Source organism: Paenibacillus sp. FSL R5-0887, assembly GCF_038002305.1.
Taxonomy (GTDB): Bacteria; Bacillota; Bacilli; order Paenibacillales; family Paenibacillaceae; genus Paenibacillus_AQ; species Paenibacillus_AQ odorifer.
Genome location: NZ_JBBOCE010000001.1, coordinates 3,627,647 through 3,652,678, shown reverse-complemented (window position 1 = coordinate 3,652,678; position 25,032 = coordinate 3,627,647). Strand labels below are relative to the sequence as shown.

The window sequence follows — 25,032 nt, the reverse complement described above, 5'->3', positions numbered from 1 at the left end:
AAATAACTTATGGCAGTAATACCTGAAAGACTAACGGGTTATAGTGTGTTTCGTAATGGATCTGAGAGAGTGGGTACATCGGATGTAGAGCTTCCAAGCTTGGAGGCTCTAACAGATACAGTCAGCGGAGCCGGAATTGCAGGAGAGGTAGATTCTCCAACAATCGGGCACTTCGGTAGTATGCGTACAACTCTCAACTTTCGGACGCTTGATATTCCGATGTTTAAGCTTTCTGGACCTAAGTCGCAAGCGCTTGACTTTAGAGGATCTCAACAGGTTTATGACTCCTCAGCGAGCGAGTACAAGAGCATCCCTGTACGGGTTAGCGTTAGAGGTATCCCCGTCAATACAACTTTGGGAACTTTTGAAAATAATGCCGCGACTGGTAGCTCTATTGAGCTGGAATGCACCTACCTGATGGTAATGGTAGACGGTGTTAAAGTGATCGAGATCGACAAATATAACTACATCTGCTTTATTGATGGCGTGGATTATTTAGCCGTCGTTAAACAGCAGTTGGGACTGTGAGGGATATTAAAATGAGCGAAAAGAATATTGCAGTAGAGGCTGACGAGCGTGTGTTTACGCTGAGTCGGCCTTTTGTTTTTGAAGAGAAAGAATACACATCGTTGATGCTGGATTTTGATGCATTACTCGGAGAAGACCTGATCCGCATCAACACACAGTTTGATGCAGCACAAAAAAGCCCGGTGTTTGTAAAAGCATTATCTTTACAGTACCAACTCAATATTGCTGCAGCAGCTGCTGGTGTACCTATAGAGTTTTTCAACAAGATGAACGGTAAAGATGTCTCCAAAGTGGGGCTGCTGGCACAGAATTTTTTGCTCATTTAGGATTGGCTGACAAAGAGGGGACGCGAAAGCTGAAAAAGCTTGCAGCGTCCCTTTCTGCTGCTTATTCTTCGCCAATCCCATATTGGCTAGGTATGCCAGTTAGTGAGATGTATGACTGGGTTGATACAGCCAATGAAATGAATAAAGAACGGGAGCAGAACCGGAAGCAACAACGGGGAAAGAAGGGGTGATCTATGGCCGGAAAAGAGTATAAAATTGCGTTTGACCTTCAGGCAAAACTTGACTCCTCATACAACTCTGGTATGCGCAAGGTACTTGATAATCTCAATGATCTGCAAACTACTGCCCGTGCCATAGAAGCAATTCGAATCTCAGGGGATATGGTTCGACCGCTGCGAGAAGGTTTGCAGGCGGCAGAACGTGAGTTTGATCAATTACGCCGAATGCCGCGTATTGATGGGATATTTACCGAGACAGTTAAGGAACTCAAGGAAGCCGTAAAAGAGTCAGCTCAGTTAAGCCGAAACCTACAGGAGATTGCTCGTATTCGGATGCCGTCCAACATGTTCGGTAATGATCTACAGCGGTACACCCGAGATATGCAGGACCTTGAACGCCGTATGCGGGAGATAAACGACATTCACGGTCCGTCTCCTGGTGAAGGTGGTGGAGGGGGCGGAGAAGGTTCAGGAGGAGACAGTTCTGGCATGTGGGCGCTTGGCGGCGCTGTTTTAGCTGGTGGCGCTATTGCGGGAGTCGCTGCTGGGGCTGGTTTGGCAGCTCATGCTGTATTCTCGTTTTCAGAAGAATATCAGGAAGCTATGAATCAGATACAAGCAAGCACAGGGGCATCTGAACAGCAGATGACTGGATTTAGCAAAATCGCCACCAATATTTACAATCAGAATTTGGGTGAGAGTTTTTATGATATAGCAGAGAGTATGAGTGCGGTCCGAAAAGTCACACAACTTAGTGGTTCGGAGTTGGAATCAACGACAAAGAATGCAATTGTTTTTAGCGATGTGGTTGGTGAAGATATTTCAGAGTCTATTAAAGCCGCAGATACAATGATGAAAAACTTTGGGATTACTTCGACGGAAGCCTACAATCTGTTAGCGCAAGGTGACGCAAAAGGACTCAATAAATCCGGCGAATTGTTGGACACTGCAAATGAATATAGCGGATATTTTGCTAAATTAGGGTTTTCCGCGGACCAGATGTTCGATACATTCAAAGCTGGTTTGGATGCAGGTGCTTTTAACCTCGATAAAGTCGGCGATGGGATTAAAGAGTTTGGCATACGTACAAAGGATGGCTCAAAAGCTTCGCTGGAAGCTTATAAGGCTATAGGGCTTAGCGGTACACAAATGACGAAAGAATTTGCAACCGGAGGAAAGACTGCTCAAGAAGCATTTTTGAAAACAACAAAAGCAATTGCGGCAATTAAAGATCCGGTTAAAGCGAATGCTGTATCTGTTCAACTGTTTGGTACTCAAGCCGAGGATTTGGAAGCTAGGGTAATCAAATCCTATGCAAACATTGAGAGCCAATTTGATATGACCAAGAACACTATGGAAGAAATCACGAAAGTTAAGTACAACACCATCGGCAAAGCTCTGGGAGGGGTTGGGAGGACGTTGCAAACCAGCCTAATCCTACCCATTTCAAAGAAACTACTACCTTTTTTTCAGGGATTGGCGGATAAAATGGTAGACTGGGTCCCTGCGGTCATGGCTTCGCTTGATAAGGTGGGCGGAGCAATATCTAAGACCTTCGAATTCGTTCGAAATCTATTTACGCAGGACTCGTCAGGAGGCGGCATACTTACTAGTCTTGGGTTGGACAGTAGTTCGTCTCAGATGGTTATGAGTACGATTAAAAATATTTACGACAGCGTTAGCGGTGTGTTTAGCAACGTGAAAAAGTTGTTTACGGGTGAAATTAATATCGCTGAAATGTTTGGGTTCAAGAAAAAAGATACAAAAGGAATCACGTCAGGGTTCAAGGATATTATTGGTGGACTCATGGATTATTGGGCTGATTTTGGCAAGGGATTGATAGGACTATGGCCGAGCATCAAGGGGATCTTCGTTTCACTTGGAAATATAGTTAAATCAGTTGCACCTGTAGTCGGGTCGCTGGTGACAACTGCGGTGGCTGGATTCAGGGCGGTGTACAATGCAGTATTACCGATTGTTACTTATCTCACAGGCAAGCTTTGGCCTATTATCCAAAACATCTTTAATTATCTTAGTACACAGGTTTTTCCACAAGTTGCTGGGTTAATTGCTGCTTTGGTCCCAAAGATCATGAGTATAGCCACTAAAGCTCAAGAGGCTTTTGGAGCGATTGGCGGCTGGATTAGTCAGATGTTCGAGGCTATTAAACCTACGCTTGATAATCTTTTCGCAACCTTCGAGTTTGTATGGGGAGCCATAAAAATTGTGGTATCCAACGCTATTGATGCTATCGGCGGCGTGATCAGTGGTCTACTAACAGCGTTAGGCGGAATAATAGATTTTGTAACTGGCGTTTTTTCTGGTGATTGGGGAAAAGCGTGGCAAGGGATTAAAGATATTTTTTCTGGTATTTTTGAAGGTCTTGGAGCAATTCTTACATTCCCGATTGATGTTGCAATTGATGCAATTAACGCCGCGATTCATGGTATCAATAAGATTAGTTTCGATTGGCCGGAGTGGGTTCCAAAGTTTGGTGGTGAGCACTTTGGGTTGAATATACCGGATATTAATCATGTCGGAGGGTACGCAAAAGGCGGGTATGTTGACAGTCCTGAACTTGCATGGGTCGGTGAGGGTAGATCCCCGGAGTGGATCATACCAGAGAATAACTCAGCACGTTCCCAAGGGTTGCTGCAAGCTGCAAATCGAAGTATGGGCAGCGGTAATACAAGCGATAATACAATTGGCGATTTCATCTACAAACCGACCTTTATTATACAAGGCAATGCAGATGAGTCGGCAATCCGGCAAATGGATCAGCGGAATCGTCAGGAATTTGGCAAACAGTTTGCGGATTATAAACGTCAAGCAACGAGGGTGAGTTTATCGACATGACCTATACAACAATACAAGGCGATACCTGGGATGGTATCGCCTTTAAAGTTTATGAACAAGCGAATCTCATGAACCTGCTTATAAACGCCAATCCTGAACATGCTTCGACCGTATTGTTTTCTGGAAACATTATGCTAAACATTCCAGATAAGCCTGCTGAATCTTCTGACACTCTTCCGCCATGGCGAAGGGAGGAATAGCATGAAACTCATGCAGGATGCCCGTAGAGCGGTTCTGGTGATCAACTACAACGGCAAAGATGTAACCACCGATCTTGCTAAATCCCTTATAGACTTTTCCTACAATGACGCAGCTCCTGGCGATGCTGACGACATATCAATTAATTTGGAAGACGGGGCGCAAAATTGGCAAGGTCCCTGGTCTCCAACCGAGGGAGATAAGATTAAAGTTGAGATCAGAACAATCAATTGGGATAAACCGGGAGAGATTAAAAAACTCCCTCTCGGATCTTTTGAAGTCGACACATTCGATTTTACAGGACCGCCAGATTCTGTATCTATAAAAGCTCTATCCATACCCATTGGAGCTGATATAAGGCAAGAAAAACGTTCGCGAAGTTGGGAAAAGGTAGCGTTGAAGACAGTCGCTACGCAGGTTGCAAAAAGTGCAGGTCTGAAACTTCTTTATGAAACTAAAGAAAATCCTTCTTATGATCGGTTGGAACAGAGCGGCATGTCTGACCTAGCCTTTCTGGTTGATGCTGCGAAGAAAGAAGGAATTGCAGTTAAAGTTGTAGGCGGGAAGTTAGTATTATTTGATGAAGCTGAATATGAAAAGAAAGCTCCTATTACGACGATTACACGCGGTAAGGATAATGTAATATCTTATGCTTTTAATTGGAGTACGACATTGGTTGCTTACCGTGCTTGCGAAGTGTCTTATACCAATGCAAAGAAGAAAAAGACATTCAAAGCAATGTACTCCCCTCCAGGAGCGCCCAAGTCTGGTCCAGTGTTAAAGCTTAATGAACAGGTTGATTCGCAATCTGCTGCTCTTAGATTAGCCCGTAAGAGCCTCCGAGAAAAGAACAAAGAATCCGGTAAGGGCAGTTTGGTCTTGATGGGAGATATAAGGATGGCTACAGGTTTGACAATCAATGTAAAGGGCTGGAAACGATTTGATGGTAAATACATCATTGAATCATGTACACATGCAATTGGTAGTGGTGGCTATGTTACAAATATCGGAATCAGGAAGGTGTTGGGGTGGTGAAATGATCAGAATAGGTACTGTATCTACAGTAAACATGACAGCAAGAACGGTAAGGGTTACGTATCCAGATAAAGATAATCTTGTTTCCGGTGAGTTGCTGGTTATCGGTCCAATAACAATAGAAATGCCCATACCTGGAGAAACAGTGCTTGTAGGTTACCCCGACAACAGTACAGACGGGTACTGTATCGGAGTTATTCAGGGAGGTGCTGAATAAATATGGCGATGAGCAAGATTGGAAATCTCGGTCCGATCGTTTTTGTTGTGTCACCGGAAGCCATTCGGACCTTTCAGGAATTTACCCGAGCTAGTGCGGGAAGGTGGGCAAAGCATGAAATCATCGGTCAAAAGCCCAAAACACAATTTCTCGGGCCGGGGCTTGATACGATCTCGTTTACCATGTGGTTTGATGCGCGGTATGGTCTCAATCCCCGTAAGGAGTTAGATAAGCTTACCGAGATTGATCGGGCGGGGAAGGCACTACCATTGATCGTAGGTAAAAAAGGCGTGGGCACAGGATTGTGGGTCATCACAGGTTTATCCCAAGCTTGGACCAAGATTGATAATGTAGGTAATATAATCCGAGCCACAGTGAATGTCAGTTTGGAGGAATACGTAAAATGAGCACATACACAGTAGACATGACACAGCCATCCAATATCATTTTTGCTCCAAAGGATTTAGCAGAAGAAGTCAGTCAGAATATAAGAACAATCCTTTCCACAGCAATTGGGAGCGCGCCTTTAGCACGAGATATAGGAATTGACTATAGTATCGTGGATGAACCTTACCAAATTGCAGAAGCGCGGTTAACAGGTGAAGTATACGCCGCTATTGCTGAGCAGGAGCCGCGAGCGCAGATCATTGAAGTATCTTTTAATGGAACGATAACAGATGCTCTGGCAGGTCGTATAGCGGCTGTGGTGAGGTACACGCTGGCAGAGGGGGTGACCTGATTTGGTGGAATATGTAGATTTGCCGGAGATCCTTTTTACTCCGGAAGATGCAGCAAAGATAGAGCAGAACATCATAACTGTATATGAGGGGTTAACCTTACGCACACTGCAGCCCGCCGATCCGGTGAGGCTGTTTTTATCGTCTTTGGCTACGGTTATCGTCCAGCAACGAGTGTTGATAAATCAGACGGCTAAAAGCAATTCATTGCGCTATGCAACCGGAATTGTATTGGACTACAAAGGTGCCGATTTTGGTTTAATCCGGTTGGATGCTGCTCCATCAATTACTAACTTGCGCTTTACCCTCTCTATTCCACTGGCATCAGTGACAACCATACCTGCGGGGACGCGAGTCGGGGCGCAGGGTGGGGATGGATCCATATATTTTGCAACAACCGAGTATTTGGAGATTCCGGCGGGCGCTACAACTGGTATGGTGACGGGCGAGTGTTCGACAGTAGGCACGACAGGCAACGGATTTTTGCCCGGCCAGGTCAATGTATTGATGGATCCCTTACCGTTTGTTCAATCGGTTACCAACACTACCGAGAGCAGTGGCGGAGCAGCAACAGAAACAGACGAAGCTTTTCGTGAACGCATCCGAACTGCACCGGAGTCATATAGCACCGCTGGTCCACAAGGATCTTATGAGTTTTGGGCAAAATCTGCATCAGCTGCCATCTTGGATGTACATGCTTATTCTCCGTCTGAGGGCAAGGTTACAATTGTTCCCTTACTCGTTGATGGTGTAATCCCAGGAGAGGATATGCTCGAAACTGTGGCGGAGACGCTAGAAGATCGTGGTGTCAGACCTTTGACTGATCACGTGACAGTCACAGCACCGATAGCTGTACCTTATACCACTACACTGACTTACTATATCAGTCGTGACCGCGCGTCAGAAGTTACAGCTATCCAGACAGCAGTTACATCAGCGGTGGAGACTTACCAACACTGGCAGAGATCCAAGCTTGGCCGACACATTAACCCGTCTGAGTTGATTGCCCGCGTCATGGCTGCCGGAGCGCTGAGGGTAAATGTCTTAGCGCCAGTTTATACACCGCTGACAGCTACTCAAGTTGCACAGCAAGGTATAACGACATTGACCTATGGAGGGCTTGTTGATGATTGATATCCAGAAGCTAAGTCTGCGAGATATTCTGCCACCGAGTATCGCCAACGATCCGGCTATTGCTGCTGCAGCCGCAGCACTGGATACAGAGTTACAGGTGACTACATCGGAGATCCGTAAGTTAGACATTCTCGGACGATCTGAGGAATGGAGCAGCGAGGAAGTTGATGAACTGGCGTGGCAGTACAAGCCTCCTTACTATGATCCGGAGTTGCCTTTGGAACAGCGGTGTGAGCTGGTTAGAACAGCCATACAATTTCACCGTAAGAAAGGGACTCCTAGAGCTGTTGAGGATCTAGTTAAGCTGCTCTTTGGTGAGGGGCGTGTGGAAGAATGGTTTGAATACGGAGGGCGACCTTATCATTTTCAAGTCATAACCAATAACGCTGACGTAACAAACGCCCGAGCTCAAGAGTTCATTCAAGCGGTGGATTCTGTGAAACGTCTTTCAGTGGTTTTGGATCGGGTTACAATCTCGCAAACAGAAGATTTAGAATTATATTTCGGTGGAGCCTTGCACATGGGCGAAATCATGAGAGTAGGGGAATAAATGGGCGCATTTGGGAGTTTTACTCTAACAAACAAGGGCAGGACGCTTCAGTCAAAAGCCCAAGCCGGATCAAAGCTAAATTACACAAGGATTGCCGTCGGGAGTGGTCAACTCGGTGGGCAGTCTATTTTATTGCTTAATGGACTTATTGATCAGAAAAAATCATTACCTGTAACACGACTGAGAATGCAACCACCAAACAAAGCTGTCATTGGTACGGTTCTATCAAATCAAGACGTAACAACAGGATTTTACTTCCGGGAAATTGGTGTATTTGCTCAAGATCCTGATGAGGGAGAAATCCTATATTGCTATACTAACGCGGGAACCGATGCTGAATATATACCTGCTGTTGGCGGTAGTAATGTTATTGAAAAGACCATTGATTGTATTGTGGTAATTGGTACAGCGTCAAATGTATCAGCTACAATAGATGATTCTTTGGTATTTACAAGAGAATCTGAATTTAACGCCAAGTTTGATGCATCCGGAGGACATAAACACACAGGAGCTGCAGGTGATGGTCCTAAGCTCACAGCAGCCAGCCTAGCCGCAGGCGCAGCTACTGACACCGTTATAGGTGATCGCACAGCTGACCCAGCTACAGCTACTGCTTATGGTTTAAAGGGTTCCATCACCCAGTGGTTCTCATGGATCACTAAGTATCTCAAAGCCATTACAGGCAAAGCTAATCCATTCGACACACCTGACATAACACTCTCGCAAACTAAGACCCACGTTGATAACACCGTAGTACACATCACAGCATCAGAACGTACTGCCTGGAATGCTATGCCAGGTACTGCTGACGGTAAATACATTCCAAAAACCGATAGAAACACAGCTAATGGTGTTGCCGCTTTAGATGCGAATAGACTGGCGGTTTCAGATGGTAATATGCTATCTAGTAGAATATCTGAACGCGTTCTTGGGGCTTCATTCTCAAACAGCGTAGCTAATCAAAGAGTTGATCTTTTTACAACTGGTGCATTGTCAGGCTACATTGAGGTGACTGTGACGGCTAGTTGGAATGCAGTGAACGCAGCTGGTAAAATGACGAAGCGTTTTAATGTGGTTGCTGCTGCTGCTACTACCCTAAATTATCAGAGCACGCAATACCCAGAAGTAACGGGTCTTATCAATCAGCACATATCTATATCTGATATTAGTTGGGACGCCACTAATTCTCGTTGGAAAATAAGTATAGAAGCACGACATGCGCCAGGGGCTGCTATTGCCTTTGCTGTATCTGTAAAGCATGCGAGCCCTACTGCGCCACCAACGTGGAATCTGAGTGCTGTTTACAGCGGCGCAGCACCTACTGCATTACCTGTAGCAGTGCAGACAATTCCCGATGACACTGTTCTCCAATCCGGGCAAGAGTTTCAGAAGTACGCATTTACACAAAGCAACGGCTTCGCTAATCATATGGCTTCAGGTTCCCTAGATGATCAAACTAATCCGGGCGACTTTTATGTTGGTGGTGCTGTTACAGGGAAACACGCTAGTTTCACCTCGGGCCTAGTAGAAGTACGCAGAATAGTAGGCGGAGCCGCAGGTGTGTATCAAAGGGCTACAGACTTTACCACATTAAGAACGTTTATTAGATATCTTAATGCATCTGGAACTTGGCTAAGCTGGTTAGAGTACGAACACAGTGGTAAAAGGAACATAACAGGAGGTTACGCCGGGCTGGATGCTACTGCTAAAATATTTGACGCGCAGATTCCCGCTAACATCTCAAGACTTGCTGCGGCACTACCAAGTGCAACTAACCTAAATGCTGTTATTGACGAGGGTGTATACTACTGTGGTGCTAATGCTACAGCGGCTACAATCCTCAATATGCCACCTTCAATTGTTGGATTAGCCTTCGGGTTACGCGTTACTAGGACAGCTGGGACTGCTGTCAATCAGCAGATCATCTGCTACTCAGTAGGTGGGACAACAGCACCTAAGATGTACTCTAGGAACTACAACTCTTCCGGCGATACATGGTCTCCTTGGCAAGAAATAGAAACAACAGCGTCCAAGGGAGTAGCCAATGGTTATGCGGGACTAGACAGTAATGGATTTGTAAGTGCGAATAATCTGCCATACGGTGGAGTTGTAAACTTACTTGGGGACTCAGGAAGATTTATGGGTATTGATGGTGACCCTAGATCTTTACAAATCACCACCTCATTCGCCAATAACTCTTTTTTATCTCCTTGGAATGGGACTACTGTATTTAGTGGGGGCAAGTTCATCCATGACAACACAACTAACGGAGGTACGGCAGGAGCGCTCACGGAAGACGTAACTAGCTTATTAACCGCGATGAGTCTTGGTGGATCAAGGTACGGCACAGAATTTTATATAGCTTCCTATACGATGGGTTCAGGCACAGCGAATGCGGGAAATGTTGCCGGGACATATCTAATGACGGTAAATAGTAACTTCCCTGCAACTGGAGTTGGCAAGGCGTATACTGTATCTTTCTGGGTTCGGGTTAAGACGGGAACAACCATTTCAATACCTAGAGATGGCAGACTATCTAAAAACGGGGTATCAACATCTGCTAACTATATTTCTTTGACTCCTGCTGATGGATGGGTGCATATCGAAAAAACAGTCCACGCAAGCAATGGATACTATAACGCAGCTCCAGGTATAGCTGCGACGGCGGGGTCTGTAGTTCAAATTGCTATGCCTGTAGTCGTAGCGGGTGCAATAGGAGTAGGCGTCCACACTTCGCCTGTAATGGGTTCTTCGTTAGGTTTCGTCCCTTTGCCAGCGACATCATACACTGCCGCTGACATTTTATCAAAGATACTAACAGTAGATGGTGTGGGTAGTGGACTTGATGCTGATTTACATGCTGGGAAAAACATGGGGGAAATCGCTAACGGTACTTTAACCTATGCTGGGTTAACTAAAGGTACAGCTCCAGCGTTAACGGCAAGTATCGCGGGCAGTGTCATAACATCTCTTATAGCAGGAGATCGAATATCTTTTAAAGCACATGCAGCTACAACAGGTCCGGTTACACTCAATGTAAATGGTCTAGGTGCCAAATCTATCAAAAAGCCAAATGGCAATAACCCGCCTTTGGCTCTTGGTGGTGTCTATACGGTTGTATACGATGGAACGGCTTTTATCTTACAGGGTGAAGGGGGTGAATATGGGACAGCTACAGCAGCGGAAGTCCTGGCGGGAAAAACGATAGGCACAGAAAACGGACTGGTGAACGGAACAATGCCGGACAGAACTAGAGCCGGAGACAGCCTAACCTATACCACAGCCTTGTCAGCTAAAGGGGATGGATTTGGGAGCCTTGTCATGGAACCTCAGACGGGGTACTATGCTTCTGGACTTAATTCCGGTGGATTCGGGACACTGTTATCCGTTGATCCCAATTTTGTACCATCAAGCATTTTGTCTACGAGATCTATTTTTGGAGTTCAGGGTTCCATTCCTGTTATCACATCTGGCGAAGATCCAGCTCTTAGTGTAGGGAAATGGGGTGATGGTAGCTTAGCGGTGTACCCAAGAGAGGGCTACCGCAAAGGTGGTCCTGGGGCGGGTGAAATAAAAGTAACAACAGCACAACTACGATCTGTTGAGGGCGACCTAGCCCCTGCTAACATTCGCAGCGGTGTAGAAGTATTTGGAGTTACTGGAACACTAGTAGAGCGAATGTACGCCGAAGGCTATACAGGTGCCCACTACAGTAACGGAGTGTATCAAATCAGTGGATTGTCATTTAAACCTCGAATTGTACGTTTTACTTTCTTTAAAGAAAATAGCCAAAGCACTTTTGTATATCTTGGGACAGATACTGAACGATGGAATTTTGTAGAGTATGCAGGAACTAATCCATATGGAACAGTAATTTCGAGCGGTGAAATGCAAAGTCCGAGTTCGTGGGGCAATGGATTTTCTGCTTTTTTTAATTTCAGTGGAATATCAGTAAATATATTGTGGTATGCATGGAGATAAAAGGAGGTTTTATGATGGAAATCGGAATGAAAATATACTTTGAAAAAGCAACAGGAAACGTGGTAGTAAATACGGGTGAACAGGTAGGTAGGTTGGTAGTGGAGACAACCGAGGATCAGGACTTTGCAACATATAAGGCGCTGGCTGAACGGGTCCGCGATACCATTGGTGTAGTAAAGCTCAAATACGGTCAGTTTCGTCGAGAATTTGCGGAGTGTAATGGCTACCGTGTTAATCCAGATACCGAAGATTTAGAGTTTACCTATCCGGGCGAGGTTCCAGCAGATGTGTTAATTAAACGAATCGAATTGGTAGAGGGGGAAAATGCTAAAACGGTTCAGGAGCTAGAACAAACCAATAAGAAACTTGTAGAGACCTTGGAAAGACTTGATCAAACCGAAACGCAACTGCAAGAAGCACAGCTTGCTCTTACTGAAAATTATGAAGAGTTACAGACTGCCAAACAAGAGGCGGCAGACGCACAATTGGCGCTCACAGAGCTTTATGAGCTGGTACTTTCCGGACAACCCGTAGCACCTACAGAACCTGTAGTGGGAGGTGAAGAAGACAATGCCTAAAGTATATGCAAGCTTGATCCGTAAAGGACTTAAGAAGTTGGAGCAAGTACCGGAGATTATCCGTGAGGATGTCGCAGTAGAGCTAAAAGAATAGATTAAATTGCTAGCGCCACATAGTAGGCGTTTTTATTTTGCCCTCGGGATTCCCGGGGGCTATTTATGTTGAGGGGGGAATGGGGATGGGTGTGGAACAATCCGAGGTTTTGCAACGGATAACGAGAGTAGAAACGAAAGTAAATGAAATGGACAAAAAATTAGATCGTGCGATTACGGCTAATGAAACAGCTGTAGAGGCATTATCTTCTGCAAGGTCAGCCCACCACAGATTAGACAAAATCGACAAAACAATATTTTGGTTAGGGACGACTATAGTCGGAGCTGTTATATTGGCAATCATAAAATTTACTATGGAGGGTGGAAATTAATATGGAGTGGAATGCAGTTATGGAGTTTATTAATCCCGAATTAATGGCTGTCGTTGTAGCTTGTTGGATCATAGGCTATGTTTTGAAAAAAACACCGAAAGTGCCAGATTGGAGTATTGTATACATCGTTACGCTGATGGCCATCGTATTTGCTGTACTGATGTTAGGGTTTGTCATTACAAGCTTTATACAAGGCATCCTATGTGGTGCTGTAGCTGTATATGGTAACCAACTGGTCAAGCAGTCTCGTAAAGCGGGTGATGAGTAATGAGTCGCAAAATTTCGCAAGCGGGCATTTCCCTTATCAAGTCGTTTGAGGGCTGCCGTCTCACGGCGTACAAGCCTGTGCCTACTGAAACATACTGGACAATCGGATGGGGTCACTATGGTCCAGATGTTAAAGCAGGTATGACCATCACTCAGGCACAGGCTGACAGTATGCTTGTATCCGATCTGGCAAAGTATGAGGCATATGTTAATGATCCGGTCTACGTGCCGGTTACAGCGTGGCTCAATCAAAATCAATTTGATGCACTCACAAGTTTTTGTTACAACTGCGGCAACGGCAGCCTTAAAAAACTTTGCGTCGGTCGGACAATAACAGAGATCGCTCAGAACATTACTAAGTACAACAAAGGCGGCGGCAATGTTTTGGCTGGTCTAGTAAGACGGCGTAAGGCGGAACTCGATCTGTACAATAAAGTAGAGGAACCAATCAAAAAAGAATCTGAAAAAGCCAAGGAGGACGACAAATTGGAACTGACAACTTATCAATGGACAACGTTACACATTCAAGTTAAGGCGCTGCTGGATGTAGGTACGATCAATGACAAGACTTGGCTGGATAAGATCGATAAAAAGACGTTGACGACATCAGAGCTTGCATGGCTTTCGTTTATTGTTTCCAAAAAGTAAATATCTAACGATGAGAGATACGGTAAAAGCCCTACTAACCTATATGGTCGGTAGGGCTTTTTTTTTATTTTACATCAACAAATTTTGCTACAAACATTCCCCTGTCTTCATCGTTAAAAAACGGATTACTAATTCGCCCTCTCCATTCGTCATCGGAGGTAAGTGTATTAAAATCAACCTCATAGAATTTTTCCACTTCTTCTTTAGTTAAAGAGACGGAATAGGTCTTCCCCTCAAACGGAATTGATATCCCTATGGACGAAGCTCCATGAAATTCTTTGAACAATCGGCTCGACTCTTCCATCAGTATTTTATTGATCTGGTCTCCAGTGGAAAAATAATCCTTGTATTCAGCCTCTGTAATCATGGAACCCGTGTTTTCCTTTTTGTACTCTTTAAAATCTTTGAAAAAGTTAACTTTTATGTAGTCTTTTCCAACATCGATATTTTTAATAAAAGTTTTTCCTGTCAAATTAATGGTGTAATCAAGCACTTTGACCTCATCTAAAGGCTCTGTTGTAACTTCAACACCCGGCTTTGGAGAAGGATCCATCGTTTCTGATGCTTCTGTTGGAGCGTCGCTTGCTTCCTCAATTGGTTCCGCTGTTGGATTAGTTGTGGGCTCAACAACGGCTAATTGAACTTCTTCTGTTGGAGCAGGAGTTACTTGTTCTATAGATGCATCTTCTTTATTCACAATTCCGATTATGCCACCCACAACGATTACAATGACCCAAAATACCCATTTTTTGTAGAAAGGTTTCTTCATGATGTTCCCCCTAAATATGATAATAATTTACAAAGTAAGTCTACCAGATAAAGGGATGGTAATCTATGTATTTTACAAAGATGCCAACTTTGCAAAGCCAGAGTAGTGGGTTCCCGCGACCATCCTGCGCCGTAGCGCAAAATGGTTTCGACCGATGCCCATCCGGTCATCATCAGGCGGTGTATTAGGTAGTCCTGCGAATCATCCTATATATAGGAATGTATGCAAGGAGGTATCTAATTAAATACGTTGCTTTTCGATTCCAAGACTTCGTTTCAATCCCTCTTGCAATACTTGGCTAAAGTTCAGATGCTGTTTTTCTGCCTCATCGTTTAACCACTTCGGCACAGTCAGTGTTTTTTTTACAGCCTTTGCTTCCATTGCATCCCTAACAATCGGCATATAGACCTGCACTTCACAGGCGGCCTCTGTCAGATCTGCTTGCTTCAAAATGGAATCGAGCGATGAAGGATCAGGGATGGAGTCTCCATCTTGTTCCATCACATACATAAACCCCTCAAGAGCTTCGCGTGCTGCGGCGTGTGCTTCTTCGGCAGTGTCTCCAGCCGTTAGGCATCCGGGCAGATCGGGAAAACGAACAGATATTCCTTCGTCTGCCGTGTCTAGCAACGCCCAGTAGCGATAAACGTCTTTCTTACTCATTTATATTAACCTCCTTGGGGGAGGGGCTTGTGCCCCTACAACCCTGCTGATTTTAGGATACTCTTTTGTGTTTTGGGAGGAAAGCTTGCTCTAGGATGTGGTACTGTTATTTTCCCCGGCTTGCTTGGATGTTTGAAGTAATGGTGGCTGCCATGTACTCCAACTATGTACCATCCGTCTTCTTCGATAATTTTTATGATTTCCCTAGAACTATATGACTTCATCTCAACCCTCCTTATACTTATATTATACACGTACTTAACATACGTGTCAACGTATTAATTATACGTATTAAACTAATTTGTAAAAAGGATATAAGATACCATTCACTGGCGGTGAATCATTGGTTGTATATTGCGGAATCATATCCGCAAGGTGATGCACATGGATATTCCAGTGGTAAATATGAAAACAGGCAAAGCAGAGGTCATTGATTCAGCTAAGATATTGTTCGTCCAAGCGGACGGAATGACCTACATCCATACCCGCGATCAGGTCTACAAACCTGCGAATGCACTGAAAGATTATGCAGAGATATCATTGCCGACAGGATTTGAATATCTAGATAAGTCAAATGTCGTGAATATTAATCTGATCCAGAATTATGACAAAATTGCGAAGCAGGCATATTTCGACAAAGAGAGGATAGGTAAGAGTGTGAAGGTATCGCGGAGAAATCGAAAGAAATTAAATGATTGAATACCGTTGAGTGACCGTATTCGGTCGATTTTTTACGACACTGAGCGACAGCATATATATAAGATGGGGGGTATAATAATTGTAAAACTGTGAAGTAATACTTCACACTCTGTTCGAGGGAGAGTAAAGAATCTACTCTAACCTACTGTTTGACCATTTCAAAACATACAGATCAGTTACCCGGCAATTGAGGAAATGCGCTGCATTAATCGCGAATTCTAGGGACATACGTGACTTCCCTTTGATAACTTGAGTTACGAATGATCGCGAACACTGCATATGCCTAGCAAAATCAGCGGGAGTGATCCCTTTTTCTTCAAGACGGTCAAGCAGTAGGCATTCCCCGAGCAGGAACGCCATATGATTCTCCTTTCATATGGAATATTCATGGAAGTGTTCGTATATTTGTTCGTATTTTTATGCTATACTGATTCTACCATTACAGATGCTATTTAACAGATGAAAGGAATGATGTATATGGGAATTATAGATCTAGAGAAATACATAATCAATCTTGAAAAGTCAGGAGTTGAGACTTCGGAAATAAAAAAGAAGCTGGAAGATATTATTTCTTCCAGCGTTTCAATGCAGCCTCCAGCAATTCAATAATATCGTCTGCTTCGTCCTTGGATAATGTATGTCCCTTATATGTAAGTTGATACTGATTTAGTCTTTCTATAGGAATGTTTGCCAACTCTGATTCTTCATGTGAATCGGAGTTATTTTTGTTTTCTGAATTACCCTCGTATTGATTTACATCAGTTACCCCGATCAAATAATCAACAGTTGTATGTAATATCTCGGCTAATTTTCCTGCAATCTCAGTAGTTAATCGGCGTTCACCTTTTTCGATATCGTAATAATATTGAGGAGTTATTTCCAATTTTTTTGCGACAGCAATGCCACTCATTTTATTTTCTTTTCTTAAATCCTTCAACCTACTATTAACGACCGCCATGTTCAGCTCTCCTTTTATTTAAGCATTATGCTGTATAAATAATAACATGCCCATTTTTTTATAGCAATAATCAAAAGATCAAAATATTAAGTAAATTTAAGCATTGTGTTGAATTTAGGACTATGTACCCCTATTTTATAAGCATAATGCTGTTATTTGTCGTTTTACTAATGTAAGCATAATGCTTATTATTTGGTGCATGGAGGTGAACAACACATGGATTTCACAGTAGCAGTTACAGCAGCTATGGAGGCAACTGGAATGAGCAGAGCGGACTTAGCTCGCGCAACTGGTCGAAGCTATCAGTATATCAGTGATCTACTCAAAGGTGAACGTCGTTGGCATGAGGCAATCATTAATGAGGTGTGTGAAGCGCTTGGATTGAGAGTGGACTTCAGAATGCCTGAACAAACAGTAGATCAGGCTGAACAAGTTCAACGATAGTTTCAAATGCGCAATAAATACGCGCACATAACTTATGGGTTTTACGATTATATCAGAAAGGATGACGAACACATGCTCACACCAATACACACAATTAATATAGGTAACCGGATCCGTGAAGACATGGGCGACATTGCAGGGTTGGCAGAGAGCATCAACGCTCGCGGTTTATTGCATCCCATAGTTATTGATGAGTCAGGCAACCTGATCGCTGGACATCGCCGCTTGGAAGCTCACAAGTTGCTAGGTCGGGAGGAAGTTGAGACCAAGACAATAGCGGATCTGACTGAGAAGGAAAAGCGGCTGATTGAACTGGAGGAGAACACAAAGCGCAAGGCGCTGACGGAGTTTGAATCATCTAAGAATCTGTTAGAACTGGCAGAAGCGACGAAAGAAATTCTTAAAGAAGAATATTCAGCGCCCGGCGCTGAAAAAGAATCTGAACGAGGGCGACCAAGTAAACCGGATTCTGAAGCTAAAGTCGCTGAAAGGCTGGGTATCCCCGAACGAACTATCAACGAGGCTAAGCATCATGTTTCCGCAGTCGAACAATTCCCAGCCCTTGAATCACTCGGAAAGAAAGAAGCCATTAAAACCGCTAAAGACCCAGACAAGGTAGAGCTTTACCAGAAGGCAGTGAATGAGTTTCCAATCCTTGGGGAGGCAAAGCTTCCAGCAGATGTGGTTATTCAAGGAGCTGAGAAGTTACGGAGCGCACCGCCTGAAGTCGCTCAGAAAACGCTGGAGAACATCGCTGCTGAAGAGAAACGTTCGGCACTCCACCAGCAACTGATTGATGAGCAGTACAAACAAAAACGGGTTGTAGACAACATCATTGATGCCGCTGGAAGAATGTCGGGTGCAGTAACGGAGGAGCGTTGGCTATCGTGGATAGAGTTACAAACTGACCGAATCGTTATTGATGTTTCGGCAAGTCAAGTTCAGCGCGGTATTGAAGAACTTCAGCGGCTTCATTCCAAAATGAAAGATGCACTGAAGGGTCCTCGAAAGGTGGTGAAAGGTCGTGGCTAAGTACAGATTGGTTCGGGAGGATCGGACGGATTTCGTTTTGGGGCATCTTCACAAAAAAATAACTCTTGCTGATGCGGTAGCCTTTCTGAAAGAACGGATTGTACTGGATGAAAAGAAGGCAATTGATGATGCCTGGAACGATAAGGGACGTCAATTACTTCGCAGTTTTAAGGACAGTGAAGGTGTCCGGCGGCTAGCTGCTTATAACGATTCACCCGAGGGTGAACAGCGCCGGATGGTTTATCAGATGATTGATATCTGTAACGATGTCGAAGTTCTCGAGAAACAAATACGTAACATGTCCAAGAATCGGGACGGATCGGATAAGTTGATCAAAAAGGCAGCGGATCGTATTGAAAAAAATTGTGAATCAATCAGACGAAGCTTTGACCTTTGATTTCGAAGAACTGGAGGAGGGGCATCCCAATGAGCGCAACCGCAATAACTGAACGGCAACTGACGCCGGACGAATTGATTCAAAGCAACATGGGCCTTGTTGGATCGATCGCTCATAAAATCAACAAGACAACTGGCGTGGAGTATCTGGAACTCTTTCAGGAAGGATCTATTGGTCTTATCAAGGCAGCTCGAACCTTTGATGAAACAAAGAACTTTAGGTTTTCCACCTATGCTACCAGATGTATTAAGAATGAAATGTTGGCTTATCTTCGCAAAAGACGCCAAACGATTAAGTGTGAGAGTTTGGAATTAATTCCGAATTGGCATGACAGGGCAGGCAAATGCGATGGTGATATGTCTCGTATTGAGATAGATCTAATTGCCTTGCAGAGCATGACGAACAGGCAAAAGCAAGCATGTTTGTTGCTATCTAAAGGATTAACCCGACTGGAAGCAGCAAAAGAAATGAAGTGTACCCCATCTTATATTTCAAGGCTTTTGATTAAAGCTCGTGTCAAATACGAAGTTGCAGCAGGATTTGAAATTTAACCGATCGTGAAGGAGGACTGCGCAAATGCCAATCACAATCCACCCGGCACACCGTCAACTCGCAACAATCACATGGATGAATGTTAACGAAGACGGGGATTTAGTTATGGGCATGTCTGAACTACGTTTGATAATGCCGTTGCTCCGTGACAACCTGTTACTAGTGATGGAAATTGATGGCTTGAAAGAAGCTGGCTATGCTGCACAACTTTCTGGCAATATGGATCTTCTTCAATATTTCGTAGAAAAACTTGATGAAATGGAGGCACAGTTAACATGAATGAGAAAAAAGACGCTCTCAGATTTCATCGCCAAGAAATGGCTTACTGGCTAAGTGTTCAGAAAGACGCTCTATGGCGAGGCGATGTTGAAACTGAACAGTTTGCAATCATGGAACGCCGCAAACATCGTGATGCTGTACTAACTTTATGGGCAACACCTGTGGAGAGACTAGCGGTGTGCGTATGACAGTAATTTTCAACACCACAGTTAGATGTCCTTATCCCAGTTGCAGCTATACAGCAGATTTTATCACTAACAACCATTGCACTGAAGCTCATAACATGCAGCGAAAAGAACTATTTGGGAAATACGGCAAGCCGCAAAGTATCGGATACGATCCTCAAGCAGCCAATAAGAATCTAGAGGGACATGTGCCAGCTCAGAAGGTGAATATAGGTTACCCTAGTGATTCTACATTTGCGAAAGATAGGAGATCAAGTAGACGTAAAGGGAGGTGAACAAGGTTAATCGGAAGGTCTTAAAAACGGCGAATTCTCGAAGGCTTATTATTTTTTTGCCAAAAACGGGGTTTTGAGCCCAAAAACACTAGAAAGCGAGGCTAAATGATGGACAGAAAGACACTGGAGTACATGACGGATCGTACAAAGAAAGCCACTGCAATTGTGAATAAAATTGATGGTCTCACTAAGCAAGCTGAACAACTCATCAATGCTCAAGAAATAAGGTTCAAAGGGAACCACGTATTAGTAGATTTGGAGGCTTGGGCTCAAAAAGGTTATCGGGATTCAGCTAGAGTGGTAGCAAAAATTAAAACGTTTGCTGTACAAGCGATCAACGAAGAAATCCAGCAGCTTGAGGAAGAACTGGCTGCACTGTAACAACAAATAAATCATATCGGAGGAATTATCTATAAAGCATAACTTCAAGGCTAAAACCAATGCGACTATCCTATTCAAACAAGCAACAGCAGCTAGACAATTCGCACTCATTAAATCCCGCCGCCAGTTCAAGCGCGAAGTCTCCGAGAAGACAGCGTATAAGCCCGGATCACTTGGTCCTTCAGTTGTTGCAACAGCAATCATTAAAGAATATGGCGGTATTATCCCTCGTTCTCTTCGTAAAGCCAAGGCTAAACGTACAGGGAAACCATTCATCAAGTTCTATAGCCATCAGTAAAAACGCCCCTGGCTGCAACCGGGGACGTTAGTCAAACGCTTATTCAAAAATTCACGGTCACTATAACACAAAAATCAGGAGGCTGTAAAGATGCTGCATATCAAACGGATTAAAATCACGGATTGGCTAGGGATTAGTGAATTAGAAGTATCTCCCGGAAAAATCAATAAAGTCGATGGTGACTCAGGCGCTGGAAAAACGAGTTTGATAGAGGCGCTGGAAAAGACGCTTACCAATAATAGTCGGCGTACAGAGGTCATCAGCCACGGACATGAAGAGGCTGAATTGTTTGTAGAACTGACGGACGGGCTCCAGATCACCCGCAAGGTTAGGGCAGAAAAGGCGGACTATCTCAAGGTTAAGCATGATAGCAAGGCAGTAAACAGCACGGAGGGATTCTTGCGAAAGCTAATCAACGGCGACATTTTCCGTCCGATTGAATTTGTGCAGAAGGATTCTAAAGAGCAAACCGAGATCATCCTGAATATGCTTCAGATCGATTGGACGGTTGAGAACATCAAGGCTTGGTTCGGCGAGATGCCCGAAGCAGATTACCAATTGCATATCCTGCAGATTTTGAAGCAGATCGAATCAGCGTATTTCGAAGAACGTTCCAGCATAAACCGTGAGATCAATCTATTACGAGCAAACATTGAAGGGATTAAGCGAGACCTTCCGCCGAACTATGATGGCGAAGAGTGGCGCGGGGTTGACCTGCAAAAGCTTTATCGAAAGCTGTCCGATGCCCAAGAATCCAATAAGAAGCTGGAAGAGGCTAGATCCTTAATCGACGGGTTGACTTTGCGGATCGAGGACATCAAACGGCGATCTGCTAACGCTACCGAAGAAAAGACTTTAGATTACCGGAGACAACGCGACACACTGCAAGACGGCATCAAGCGGTTAGAGGAGCGTATCGAGCAGGATCAAAAGATCATTGACGATGCTGACCGCCGAATCGCAGATGCATCCCTACAGTTGGACAACGAAATGGAGCAGGCAATTGAACGCCTCAAGCTTCAATATCAACAGAAAAAACTCAACGTCCGGGAAGATGTCCAGCGTGAGGTAGAACTGAATAAGGGATATGTCAGCGAGCACCGCCAATTGATCGCAGAAAAGTCTTCTTCACTTAATAATATCGCGGAGCATGAGCGCAAGGATCTGGAGAAGATCAGAGATCACGAAGCCAGCCTAATTGCGGCAGAGAAAGCGAAGTCAGGCGATGCTGAGCAAGTGATTGCAGATGTTGAATGGATTGACCCTGAGCCGTTACAAGCTGCTGCTCATAAAGCGGCTGAGATGAAAGAGTATCTTCGAGAGTGGGAACGGATGAACGATATCATTCGTGAAAAGTTGTCTCCGAAAGAAGCGCGGTCCGCTGACCTAACTTCAAAGATTGAGAAGGCGCGCGAGCTGCCAAAAGAATTGCTTAAAACAGCTGCTTTGCCAGTGGATGGACTTACGGTAGATGATAAAGGACGCATCCGAATCGACGGAACACTTATCGACGGATTATCCGAAGGTGAGGCGCTGGACTTTGCATTTAAGCTTGCTAAGGCTCAGTCAGGTCCGCTCAAGGTAATTTGCATTGATGGTTATCAGAACCTTGGAAGCAAGCAACAATCCATTTTGGAGAACGCTCAACACGATGATTACCAATACTTCTTGCTTTCTACTGTTGAAGGCAAAGACCTGAATATCGAAATTGTGGAGGGATAGTAATGAGTGCAGCAATCGAAACAAAGGTCCAGGAAGCCTTGAATAAAATTCTCGACTCCAAGCACGATGCGCTTCCTTCCGACTTCAACAAGAAGAGATTCTCGGAAAATTGTAAGGTTTATGTGGCAGGTGAGAAAGAACTGCATAAATACAGCATTGAAGAAATTGTATTGTCTCTTGTCAAGGGTGCAGTCCTCGGTCTGGACTTCTTGGCTAAGGAGTGTCACTTGATAGCCGGAGCCGTTGAGTTGAAATTTCAGACTGACTATAAAGGTGAAATGAAACTTACCAAAAAATACAGCGTTCGTCCCTTGCTTGACGTTTATGCCAAGAACGTGCGAAAGGGCGACGAGTTTCGGGAACAAATCGTTGAAGGTCGTCCGGTAGTCTACTTTGAACCATTGCCATTTAACAACAGCGAAATCATTGGTAGTTTTGCTGTTGCTCTCTTTCAAGATGGAGGAATGGTATATGAATCTATTTCAGCAGAGGAGACAGAAGTTATCCGCAAAAATTATGGTAAAAACCTCGGCAGTGACACCTGGGAAAAGAGCCAAGGGGAGTTATATAAACGAACGGTCCTGCGCCGTTTATGCAAGACGATAGAAACGGACTTTGATGCAGACCAGACTCTCTTATACGAGGCCGGAAGCGCATTTGAGTTCAACAAGCAGCCACGTGTGATTCAAAGAAGTCCGTTCGATTCTCCTAACGAAAGTGAGGTGGTTAATGATGACAGATCTTCTGAAATTGACCAGGGATAATTACTTCTCACTGGAGGCACAACGTCAGTACATGTCCGTCAGTCAGTTCAAAGGCTTCCTCCCCTCATATGGGGGGTGTGAAGCTCAATCGATGGCTAAGCTTGCTGGGGAGTGGGAGGACTCACAGAAGACAGCCTTTGATGAGGGACATTTCCTGCACGCATGGAACGAAGGTACACTGCCTGATTTTAAAGCCAACAATCCAAGTATCTATAGCAGCCAAGGACCAACAAAAGGGCAGTTGAAGGCTAACTTCAAGCACTTAACCAAATTGATTGAAGTGCTTGAAAACGATCCTAAAGTCATGAACGCGCTGGCTGGAGAAAAAGAGGTTATCATGACTGCTTCTTTTCACGGGATCAAATGGAAAATCATGATTGACAGTTATAACCCTGAGAAAGCTACATTTTCAGACCTCAAGGGACTGCAATCTATTGATAAAACATTTTGGAATAAAGAATCGCGAGCTCCTGAGAGTTTCATTCAACACTATGGATATGACATCCAAATGGCTGTTTACGCAGAGATTGAAAGAAGAGCTACTAATAACAAAGAGTGGTTGCTTCCTCATTTGGTTGTGGTAACAAAAGAGACTGTACCCGATCACGATATCGCTTTTTTATCTCATGAAAACATCCCAAGAGCACTTAATATAGTCGCCAATAATATTGAGCGCGTCAAGGCGGTCAAGTCAGGATTGGTACAGCCAGTCCGCTGTGAAAAATGCGACTACTGCAAATTAGATAAAAAGGTTATGCGAATAAAAGAATTCTCAGAATTTGAGTTGTACTAATGAGTACCTTTGGTTTTCATCCAGCGAAGAAACCTAAGCATAAACGCAATAAACCCACTGCCAAACAACGTGGAGCAATTAGCAACGAGGTATACAACGCCGCTATGGAACGATCAGGTGGACGCTGTGAACGCTGTGGGAGAATCGAGGGCTTACAGTGTGCCCACTTAATCAGGCGCTGGCAGATCGATGGTAAAACGACGGTGAAGGATGTGGCGATGTTATGCGGTCCTAGTGTGAATACTGGTACCTGCCACAACTGGATTGATTACACGAAGGATGGCAAACAGTGGGCGGTAGATTTCAGGGATCAGCTCTATGAGCAATGAACCCGCCGTACAAGTGGAGATACACGTCCTCAGTCCAGATTGCAAGGTGTGTGGTCAAGAGATTAATCCAGAACGAGAGGTATACATTGGACGCACTCGGGTATGTCCTCGCTGCTATGGTGAGCTGACAAGCGGTAGAGATCGCAAGGATCGGAAATATAGAATCAAAAAACGATGAAATTGAGGTGTGGCTAATGTCAACAGAGTTACTAGCAAGAACATACAAGATGATTGAGTGTCTAGCAGAAGCTGCTCGGACAATCCAAGAACAGGACAAGGTGATCAAACGAGTTAAAGAAGAAAATGAAAAGCTTCGTAACGGTGAGTATGCAGTGAATTATGCCCCGCATTATATCGGAGCGCTTAAGGAACGTAATCAGCAGCTAGAGTGGGAACTTGAGGCTTGGCGTAACTGCAAGAAAGTACAACTACCAAAGGAAGTGGCTGCTGAACTTGATGAATTAATCATTAAAGGGATATCAAACGCAGCTATAGCGAGTAGGTTTTTCACGGCAAGTGATGCAGACAAAGAACGTTATGGAGTGAGTAAACTTATCGATTGGTCCGAACGTGGTCTAACAGAGCAAGGAAAAATTAGAGTAATGATTTTTCTATCAGCTTTAGTCAACGGATACACCGAAGAACGAGAGTCGGAGAAGGATGTTCCATCGAATATCCGAACAGAGGTAACTGAAATTATTAAGTACTGGATGGGCACACCTCCTGTAGCAGACGAGGGAAACGACGCTGAACGTTTGACTGAATGGATCTTTGATCACTTTCAGCGGCACGGGGATGACAAATTGCCCTTTTAAAGTAAAGCAGGTGAGGTA

35 protein-coding genes are annotated in these 25,032 nt (G+C 44.3%); 30 read left to right on the top strand and 5 right to left on the bottom strand.

Annotated features, from left to right (window positions below; genetic code table 11):
• Nucleotides 1-9: 9 nt before the first annotated feature.
• The 16 genes from MKY14_RS16305 (at nucleotide 10) to MKY14_RS16230 (ending at nucleotide 13,659) form a co-directional block, all read left to right on the top strand.
• Nucleotides 10-528, top strand: a complete 519-nt coding sequence (locus MKY14_RS16305) for a phage major tail tube protein (RefSeq protein ID WP_340976882.1) — start codon at nucleotides 10-12, stop codon at nucleotides 526-528.
• Between the two features lie 11 nt (nucleotides 529-539).
• Nucleotides 540-854: a hypothetical protein gene (locus MKY14_RS16300; RefSeq protein ID WP_340976881.1), complete on the top strand. Its 315-nt coding sequence runs from the start codon at nucleotides 540-542 to the stop codon at nucleotides 852-854.
• A 194-nt stretch (nucleotides 855-1,048) separates the two neighbouring features.
• Nucleotides 1,049-3,889 (top strand): phage tail tape measure protein, encoded by a 2,841-nt coding sequence (locus tag MKY14_RS16295; protein ID WP_340976880.1) that lies wholly within the window; start codon nucleotides 1,049-1,051, stop codon nucleotides 3,887-3,889.
• On the top strand, nucleotides 3,886-4,089 hold the full coding sequence (locus tag MKY14_RS16290; RefSeq protein WP_340976879.1) for a tail protein X: 204 nt from the start codon (nucleotides 3,886-3,888) through the stop codon (nucleotides 4,087-4,089). Before MKY14_RS16295 ends, MKY14_RS16290 begins: the two co-directional genes overlap by 4 nt.
• 1 nt (nucleotide 4,090) lies before the next feature.
• Nucleotides 4,091-5,122, top strand: coding sequence for a phage late control D family protein (locus MKY14_RS16285; protein ID WP_340976878.1), 1,032 nt, complete (start codon nucleotides 4,091-4,093; stop codon nucleotides 5,120-5,122).
• A 1-nt stretch (nucleotide 5,123) separates the two neighbouring features.
• Nucleotides 5,124-5,339, top strand: coding sequence for a hypothetical protein (locus tag MKY14_RS16280; protein ID WP_340976877.1), 216 nt, complete (start codon nucleotides 5,124-5,126; stop codon nucleotides 5,337-5,339).
• A gap of 2 nt (nucleotides 5,340-5,341) precedes the next feature.
• Nucleotides 5,342-5,746, top strand: a complete 405-nt coding sequence (locus tag MKY14_RS16275) for a phage tail protein (protein WP_340976876.1) — start codon at nucleotides 5,342-5,344, stop codon at nucleotides 5,744-5,746.
• Entirely contained in the window at nucleotides 5,743-6,078 is a 336-nt protein-coding gene (locus tag MKY14_RS16270; protein WP_340976874.1) for a GPW/gp25 family protein, read from the top strand. The genes MKY14_RS16275 and MKY14_RS16270 overlap by 4 nt, the downstream gene beginning before the upstream one ends.
• Before the next feature lie 4 nt (nucleotides 6,079-6,082).
• Nucleotides 6,083-7,210, top strand: a complete 1,128-nt coding sequence (locus MKY14_RS16265) for a baseplate assembly protein (protein ID WP_340977059.1) — start codon at nucleotides 6,083-6,085, stop codon at nucleotides 7,208-7,210.
• The gene (locus MKY14_RS16260) at nucleotides 7,203-7,760 is read left to right on the top strand and encodes a phage tail protein (RefSeq protein WP_340976873.1); all 558 of its coding nucleotides are present in this window, start codon (nucleotides 7,203-7,205) and stop codon (nucleotides 7,758-7,760) included. The genes MKY14_RS16265 and MKY14_RS16260 overlap by 8 nt, the downstream gene beginning before the upstream one ends.
• Complete coding sequence (locus tag MKY14_RS16255) at nucleotides 7,761-11,741, top strand: phage tail-collar fiber domain-containing protein (protein WP_340976872.1); 3,981 nt, start codon at nucleotides 7,761-7,763, stop codon at nucleotides 11,739-11,741.
• Between the two features lie 11 nt (nucleotides 11,742-11,752).
• The gene (locus MKY14_RS16250; RefSeq protein ID WP_340976871.1) at nucleotides 11,753-12,319 is read left to right on the top strand and encodes a hypothetical protein; all 567 of its coding nucleotides are present in this window, start codon (nucleotides 11,753-11,755) and stop codon (nucleotides 12,317-12,319) included.
• A complete protein-coding gene (locus tag MKY14_RS16245; RefSeq protein WP_256717569.1) occupies nucleotides 12,312-12,413 on the top strand; it encodes a CD1375 family protein in 102 nt (33 codons plus the stop codon). Before MKY14_RS16250 ends, MKY14_RS16245 begins: the two co-directional genes overlap by 8 nt.
• An 85-nt stretch (nucleotides 12,414-12,498) precedes the next feature.
• Nucleotides 12,499-12,744: a hemolysin XhlA family protein gene (locus MKY14_RS16240; protein ID WP_234530029.1), complete on the top strand. Its 246-nt coding sequence runs from the start codon at nucleotides 12,499-12,501 to the stop codon at nucleotides 12,742-12,744.
• A 1-nt stretch (nucleotide 12,745) separates the two neighbouring features.
• A complete protein-coding gene (locus MKY14_RS16235; protein WP_339815073.1) occupies nucleotides 12,746-13,012 on the top strand; it encodes a phage holin family protein in 267 nt (88 codons plus the stop codon).
• Nucleotides 13,012-13,659, top strand: a complete 648-nt coding sequence (locus MKY14_RS16230) for a lysozyme (protein ID WP_340976869.1) — start codon at nucleotides 13,012-13,014, stop codon at nucleotides 13,657-13,659. The genes MKY14_RS16235 and MKY14_RS16230 overlap by 1 nt, the downstream gene beginning before the upstream one ends.
• Before the next feature lie 64 nt (nucleotides 13,660-13,723).
• On the opposite strand, the gene MKY14_RS16225 is transcribed toward MKY14_RS16230, so the two are convergent.
• From MKY14_RS16225 to MKY14_RS16215, 3 genes are all read right to left on the bottom strand, one after another.
• Nucleotides 13,724-14,428, bottom strand: coding sequence for a hypothetical protein (locus MKY14_RS16225; protein WP_340976868.1), 705 nt, complete (start codon nucleotides 14,426-14,428; stop codon nucleotides 13,724-13,726).
• Between the two features lie 240 nt (nucleotides 14,429-14,668).
• The gene (locus tag MKY14_RS16220) at nucleotides 14,669-15,091 is read right to left on the bottom strand and encodes a type II toxin-antitoxin system HicB family antitoxin (RefSeq protein ID WP_340976866.1); all 423 of its coding nucleotides are present in this window, start codon (nucleotides 15,089-15,091) and stop codon (nucleotides 14,669-14,671) included.
• A 35-nt stretch (nucleotides 15,092-15,126) separates the two neighbouring features.
• Nucleotides 15,127-15,315, bottom strand: coding sequence for a type II toxin-antitoxin system HicA family toxin (locus MKY14_RS16215; protein WP_340976864.1), 189 nt, complete (start codon nucleotides 15,313-15,315; stop codon nucleotides 15,127-15,129).
• A gap of 160 nt (nucleotides 15,316-15,475) precedes the next feature.
• Here MKY14_RS16215 and MKY14_RS16210 point away from each other — a divergent pair, with 160 nt between their 5' ends.
• Nucleotides 15,476-15,790 carry a LytTR family DNA-binding domain-containing protein gene (locus MKY14_RS16210; RefSeq protein ID WP_340976863.1) on the top strand — a complete coding sequence of 105 codons (315 nt, stop codon included), beginning with the start codon at nucleotides 15,476-15,478 and terminating at the stop codon, nucleotides 15,788-15,790.
• A gap of 132 nt (nucleotides 15,791-15,922) precedes the next feature.
• Here MKY14_RS16210 and MKY14_RS30855 read toward each other — a convergent pair whose 3' ends face one another.
• Both MKY14_RS30855 and MKY14_RS16205 read right to left on the bottom strand, forming a co-directional pair.
• Nucleotides 15,923-16,150, bottom strand: a complete 228-nt coding sequence (locus tag MKY14_RS30855; RefSeq protein WP_445669867.1) for a helix-turn-helix transcriptional regulator — start codon at nucleotides 16,148-16,150, stop codon at nucleotides 15,923-15,925.
• Nucleotides 16,151-16,355: 205 nt separating this feature from the next.
• Nucleotides 16,356-16,748, bottom strand: coding sequence for a helix-turn-helix domain-containing protein (locus tag MKY14_RS16205; protein ID WP_076275441.1), 393 nt, complete (start codon nucleotides 16,746-16,748; stop codon nucleotides 16,356-16,358).
• A gap of 216 nt (nucleotides 16,749-16,964) precedes the next feature.
• Here MKY14_RS16205 and MKY14_RS16200 point away from each other — a divergent pair, with 216 nt between their 5' ends.
• The 13 genes from MKY14_RS16200 to MKY14_RS16145 all read left to right on the top strand — a co-directional run bounded on the left by MKY14_RS16200 (nucleotide 16,965) and on the right by MKY14_RS16145 (nucleotide 25,014).
• Complete coding sequence (locus MKY14_RS16200) at nucleotides 16,965-17,192, top strand: helix-turn-helix domain-containing protein (RefSeq protein WP_340976861.1); 228 nt, start codon at nucleotides 16,965-16,967, stop codon at nucleotides 17,190-17,192.
• A 72-nt stretch (nucleotides 17,193-17,264) separates the two neighbouring features.
• The gene (locus MKY14_RS16195) at nucleotides 17,265-18,224 is read left to right on the top strand and encodes a ParB N-terminal domain-containing protein (protein ID WP_340976860.1); all 960 of its coding nucleotides are present in this window, start codon (nucleotides 17,265-17,267) and stop codon (nucleotides 18,222-18,224) included.
• Nucleotides 18,217-18,621: a hypothetical protein gene (locus MKY14_RS16190; protein ID WP_340976859.1), complete on the top strand. Its 405-nt coding sequence runs from the start codon at nucleotides 18,217-18,219 to the stop codon at nucleotides 18,619-18,621. Before MKY14_RS16195 ends, MKY14_RS16190 begins: the two co-directional genes overlap by 8 nt.
• A gap of 29 nt (nucleotides 18,622-18,650) precedes the next feature.
• Complete coding sequence (locus tag MKY14_RS16185; RefSeq protein WP_340976858.1) at nucleotides 18,651-19,172, top strand: sigma-70 family RNA polymerase sigma factor; 522 nt, start codon at nucleotides 18,651-18,653, stop codon at nucleotides 19,170-19,172.
• A 25-nt stretch (nucleotides 19,173-19,197) separates the two neighbouring features.
• Nucleotides 19,198-19,452 carry a DUF7667 family protein gene (locus MKY14_RS16180; RefSeq protein WP_076277295.1) on the top strand — a complete coding sequence of 85 codons (255 nt, stop codon included), beginning with the start codon at nucleotides 19,198-19,200 and terminating at the stop codon, nucleotides 19,450-19,452.
• Nucleotides 19,449-19,640, top strand: coding sequence for a hypothetical protein (locus MKY14_RS16175; RefSeq protein WP_340976856.1), 192 nt, complete (start codon nucleotides 19,449-19,451; stop codon nucleotides 19,638-19,640). Before MKY14_RS16180 ends, MKY14_RS16175 begins: the two co-directional genes overlap by 4 nt.
• A 377-nt stretch (nucleotides 19,641-20,017) precedes the next feature.
• Nucleotides 20,018-20,293 carry a hypothetical protein gene (locus MKY14_RS16170; RefSeq protein ID WP_340976855.1) on the top strand — a complete coding sequence of 92 codons (276 nt, stop codon included), beginning with the start codon at nucleotides 20,018-20,020 and terminating at the stop codon, nucleotides 20,291-20,293.
• Between the two features lie 388 nt (nucleotides 20,294-20,681).
• On the top strand, nucleotides 20,682-22,313 hold the full coding sequence (locus MKY14_RS16165) for an AAA family ATPase (RefSeq protein WP_340976854.1): 1,632 nt from the start codon (nucleotides 20,682-20,684) through the stop codon (nucleotides 22,311-22,313).
• 2 nt (nucleotides 22,314-22,315) lie between these two features.
• On the top strand, nucleotides 22,316-23,077 hold the full coding sequence (locus MKY14_RS16160; RefSeq protein WP_036687878.1) for a RecT family recombinase: 762 nt from the start codon (nucleotides 22,316-22,318) through the stop codon (nucleotides 23,075-23,077).
• Nucleotides 23,043-23,870, top strand: a complete 828-nt coding sequence (locus tag MKY14_RS16155) for a PD-(D/E)XK nuclease-like domain-containing protein (RefSeq protein WP_340976851.1) — start codon at nucleotides 23,043-23,045, stop codon at nucleotides 23,868-23,870. Before MKY14_RS16160 ends, MKY14_RS16155 begins: the two co-directional genes overlap by 35 nt.
• The gene (locus tag MKY14_RS16150) at nucleotides 23,870-24,199 is read left to right on the top strand and encodes a hypothetical protein (RefSeq protein ID WP_340976850.1); all 330 of its coding nucleotides are present in this window, start codon (nucleotides 23,870-23,872) and stop codon (nucleotides 24,197-24,199) included. Before MKY14_RS16155 ends, MKY14_RS16150 begins: the two co-directional genes overlap by 1 nt.
• Nucleotides 24,189-24,377 (top strand): TraR/DksA C4-type zinc finger protein, encoded by a 189-nt coding sequence (locus tag MKY14_RS30850; protein WP_445667992.1) that lies wholly within the window; start codon nucleotides 24,189-24,191, stop codon nucleotides 24,375-24,377. The genes MKY14_RS16150 and MKY14_RS30850 overlap by 11 nt, the downstream gene beginning before the upstream one ends.
• A 16-nt stretch (nucleotides 24,378-24,393) precedes the next feature.
• Complete coding sequence (locus MKY14_RS16145; RefSeq protein WP_340976849.1) at nucleotides 24,394-25,014, top strand: hypothetical protein; 621 nt, start codon at nucleotides 24,394-24,396, stop codon at nucleotides 25,012-25,014.
• Nucleotides 25,015-25,032: the final 18 nt, after the last annotated feature.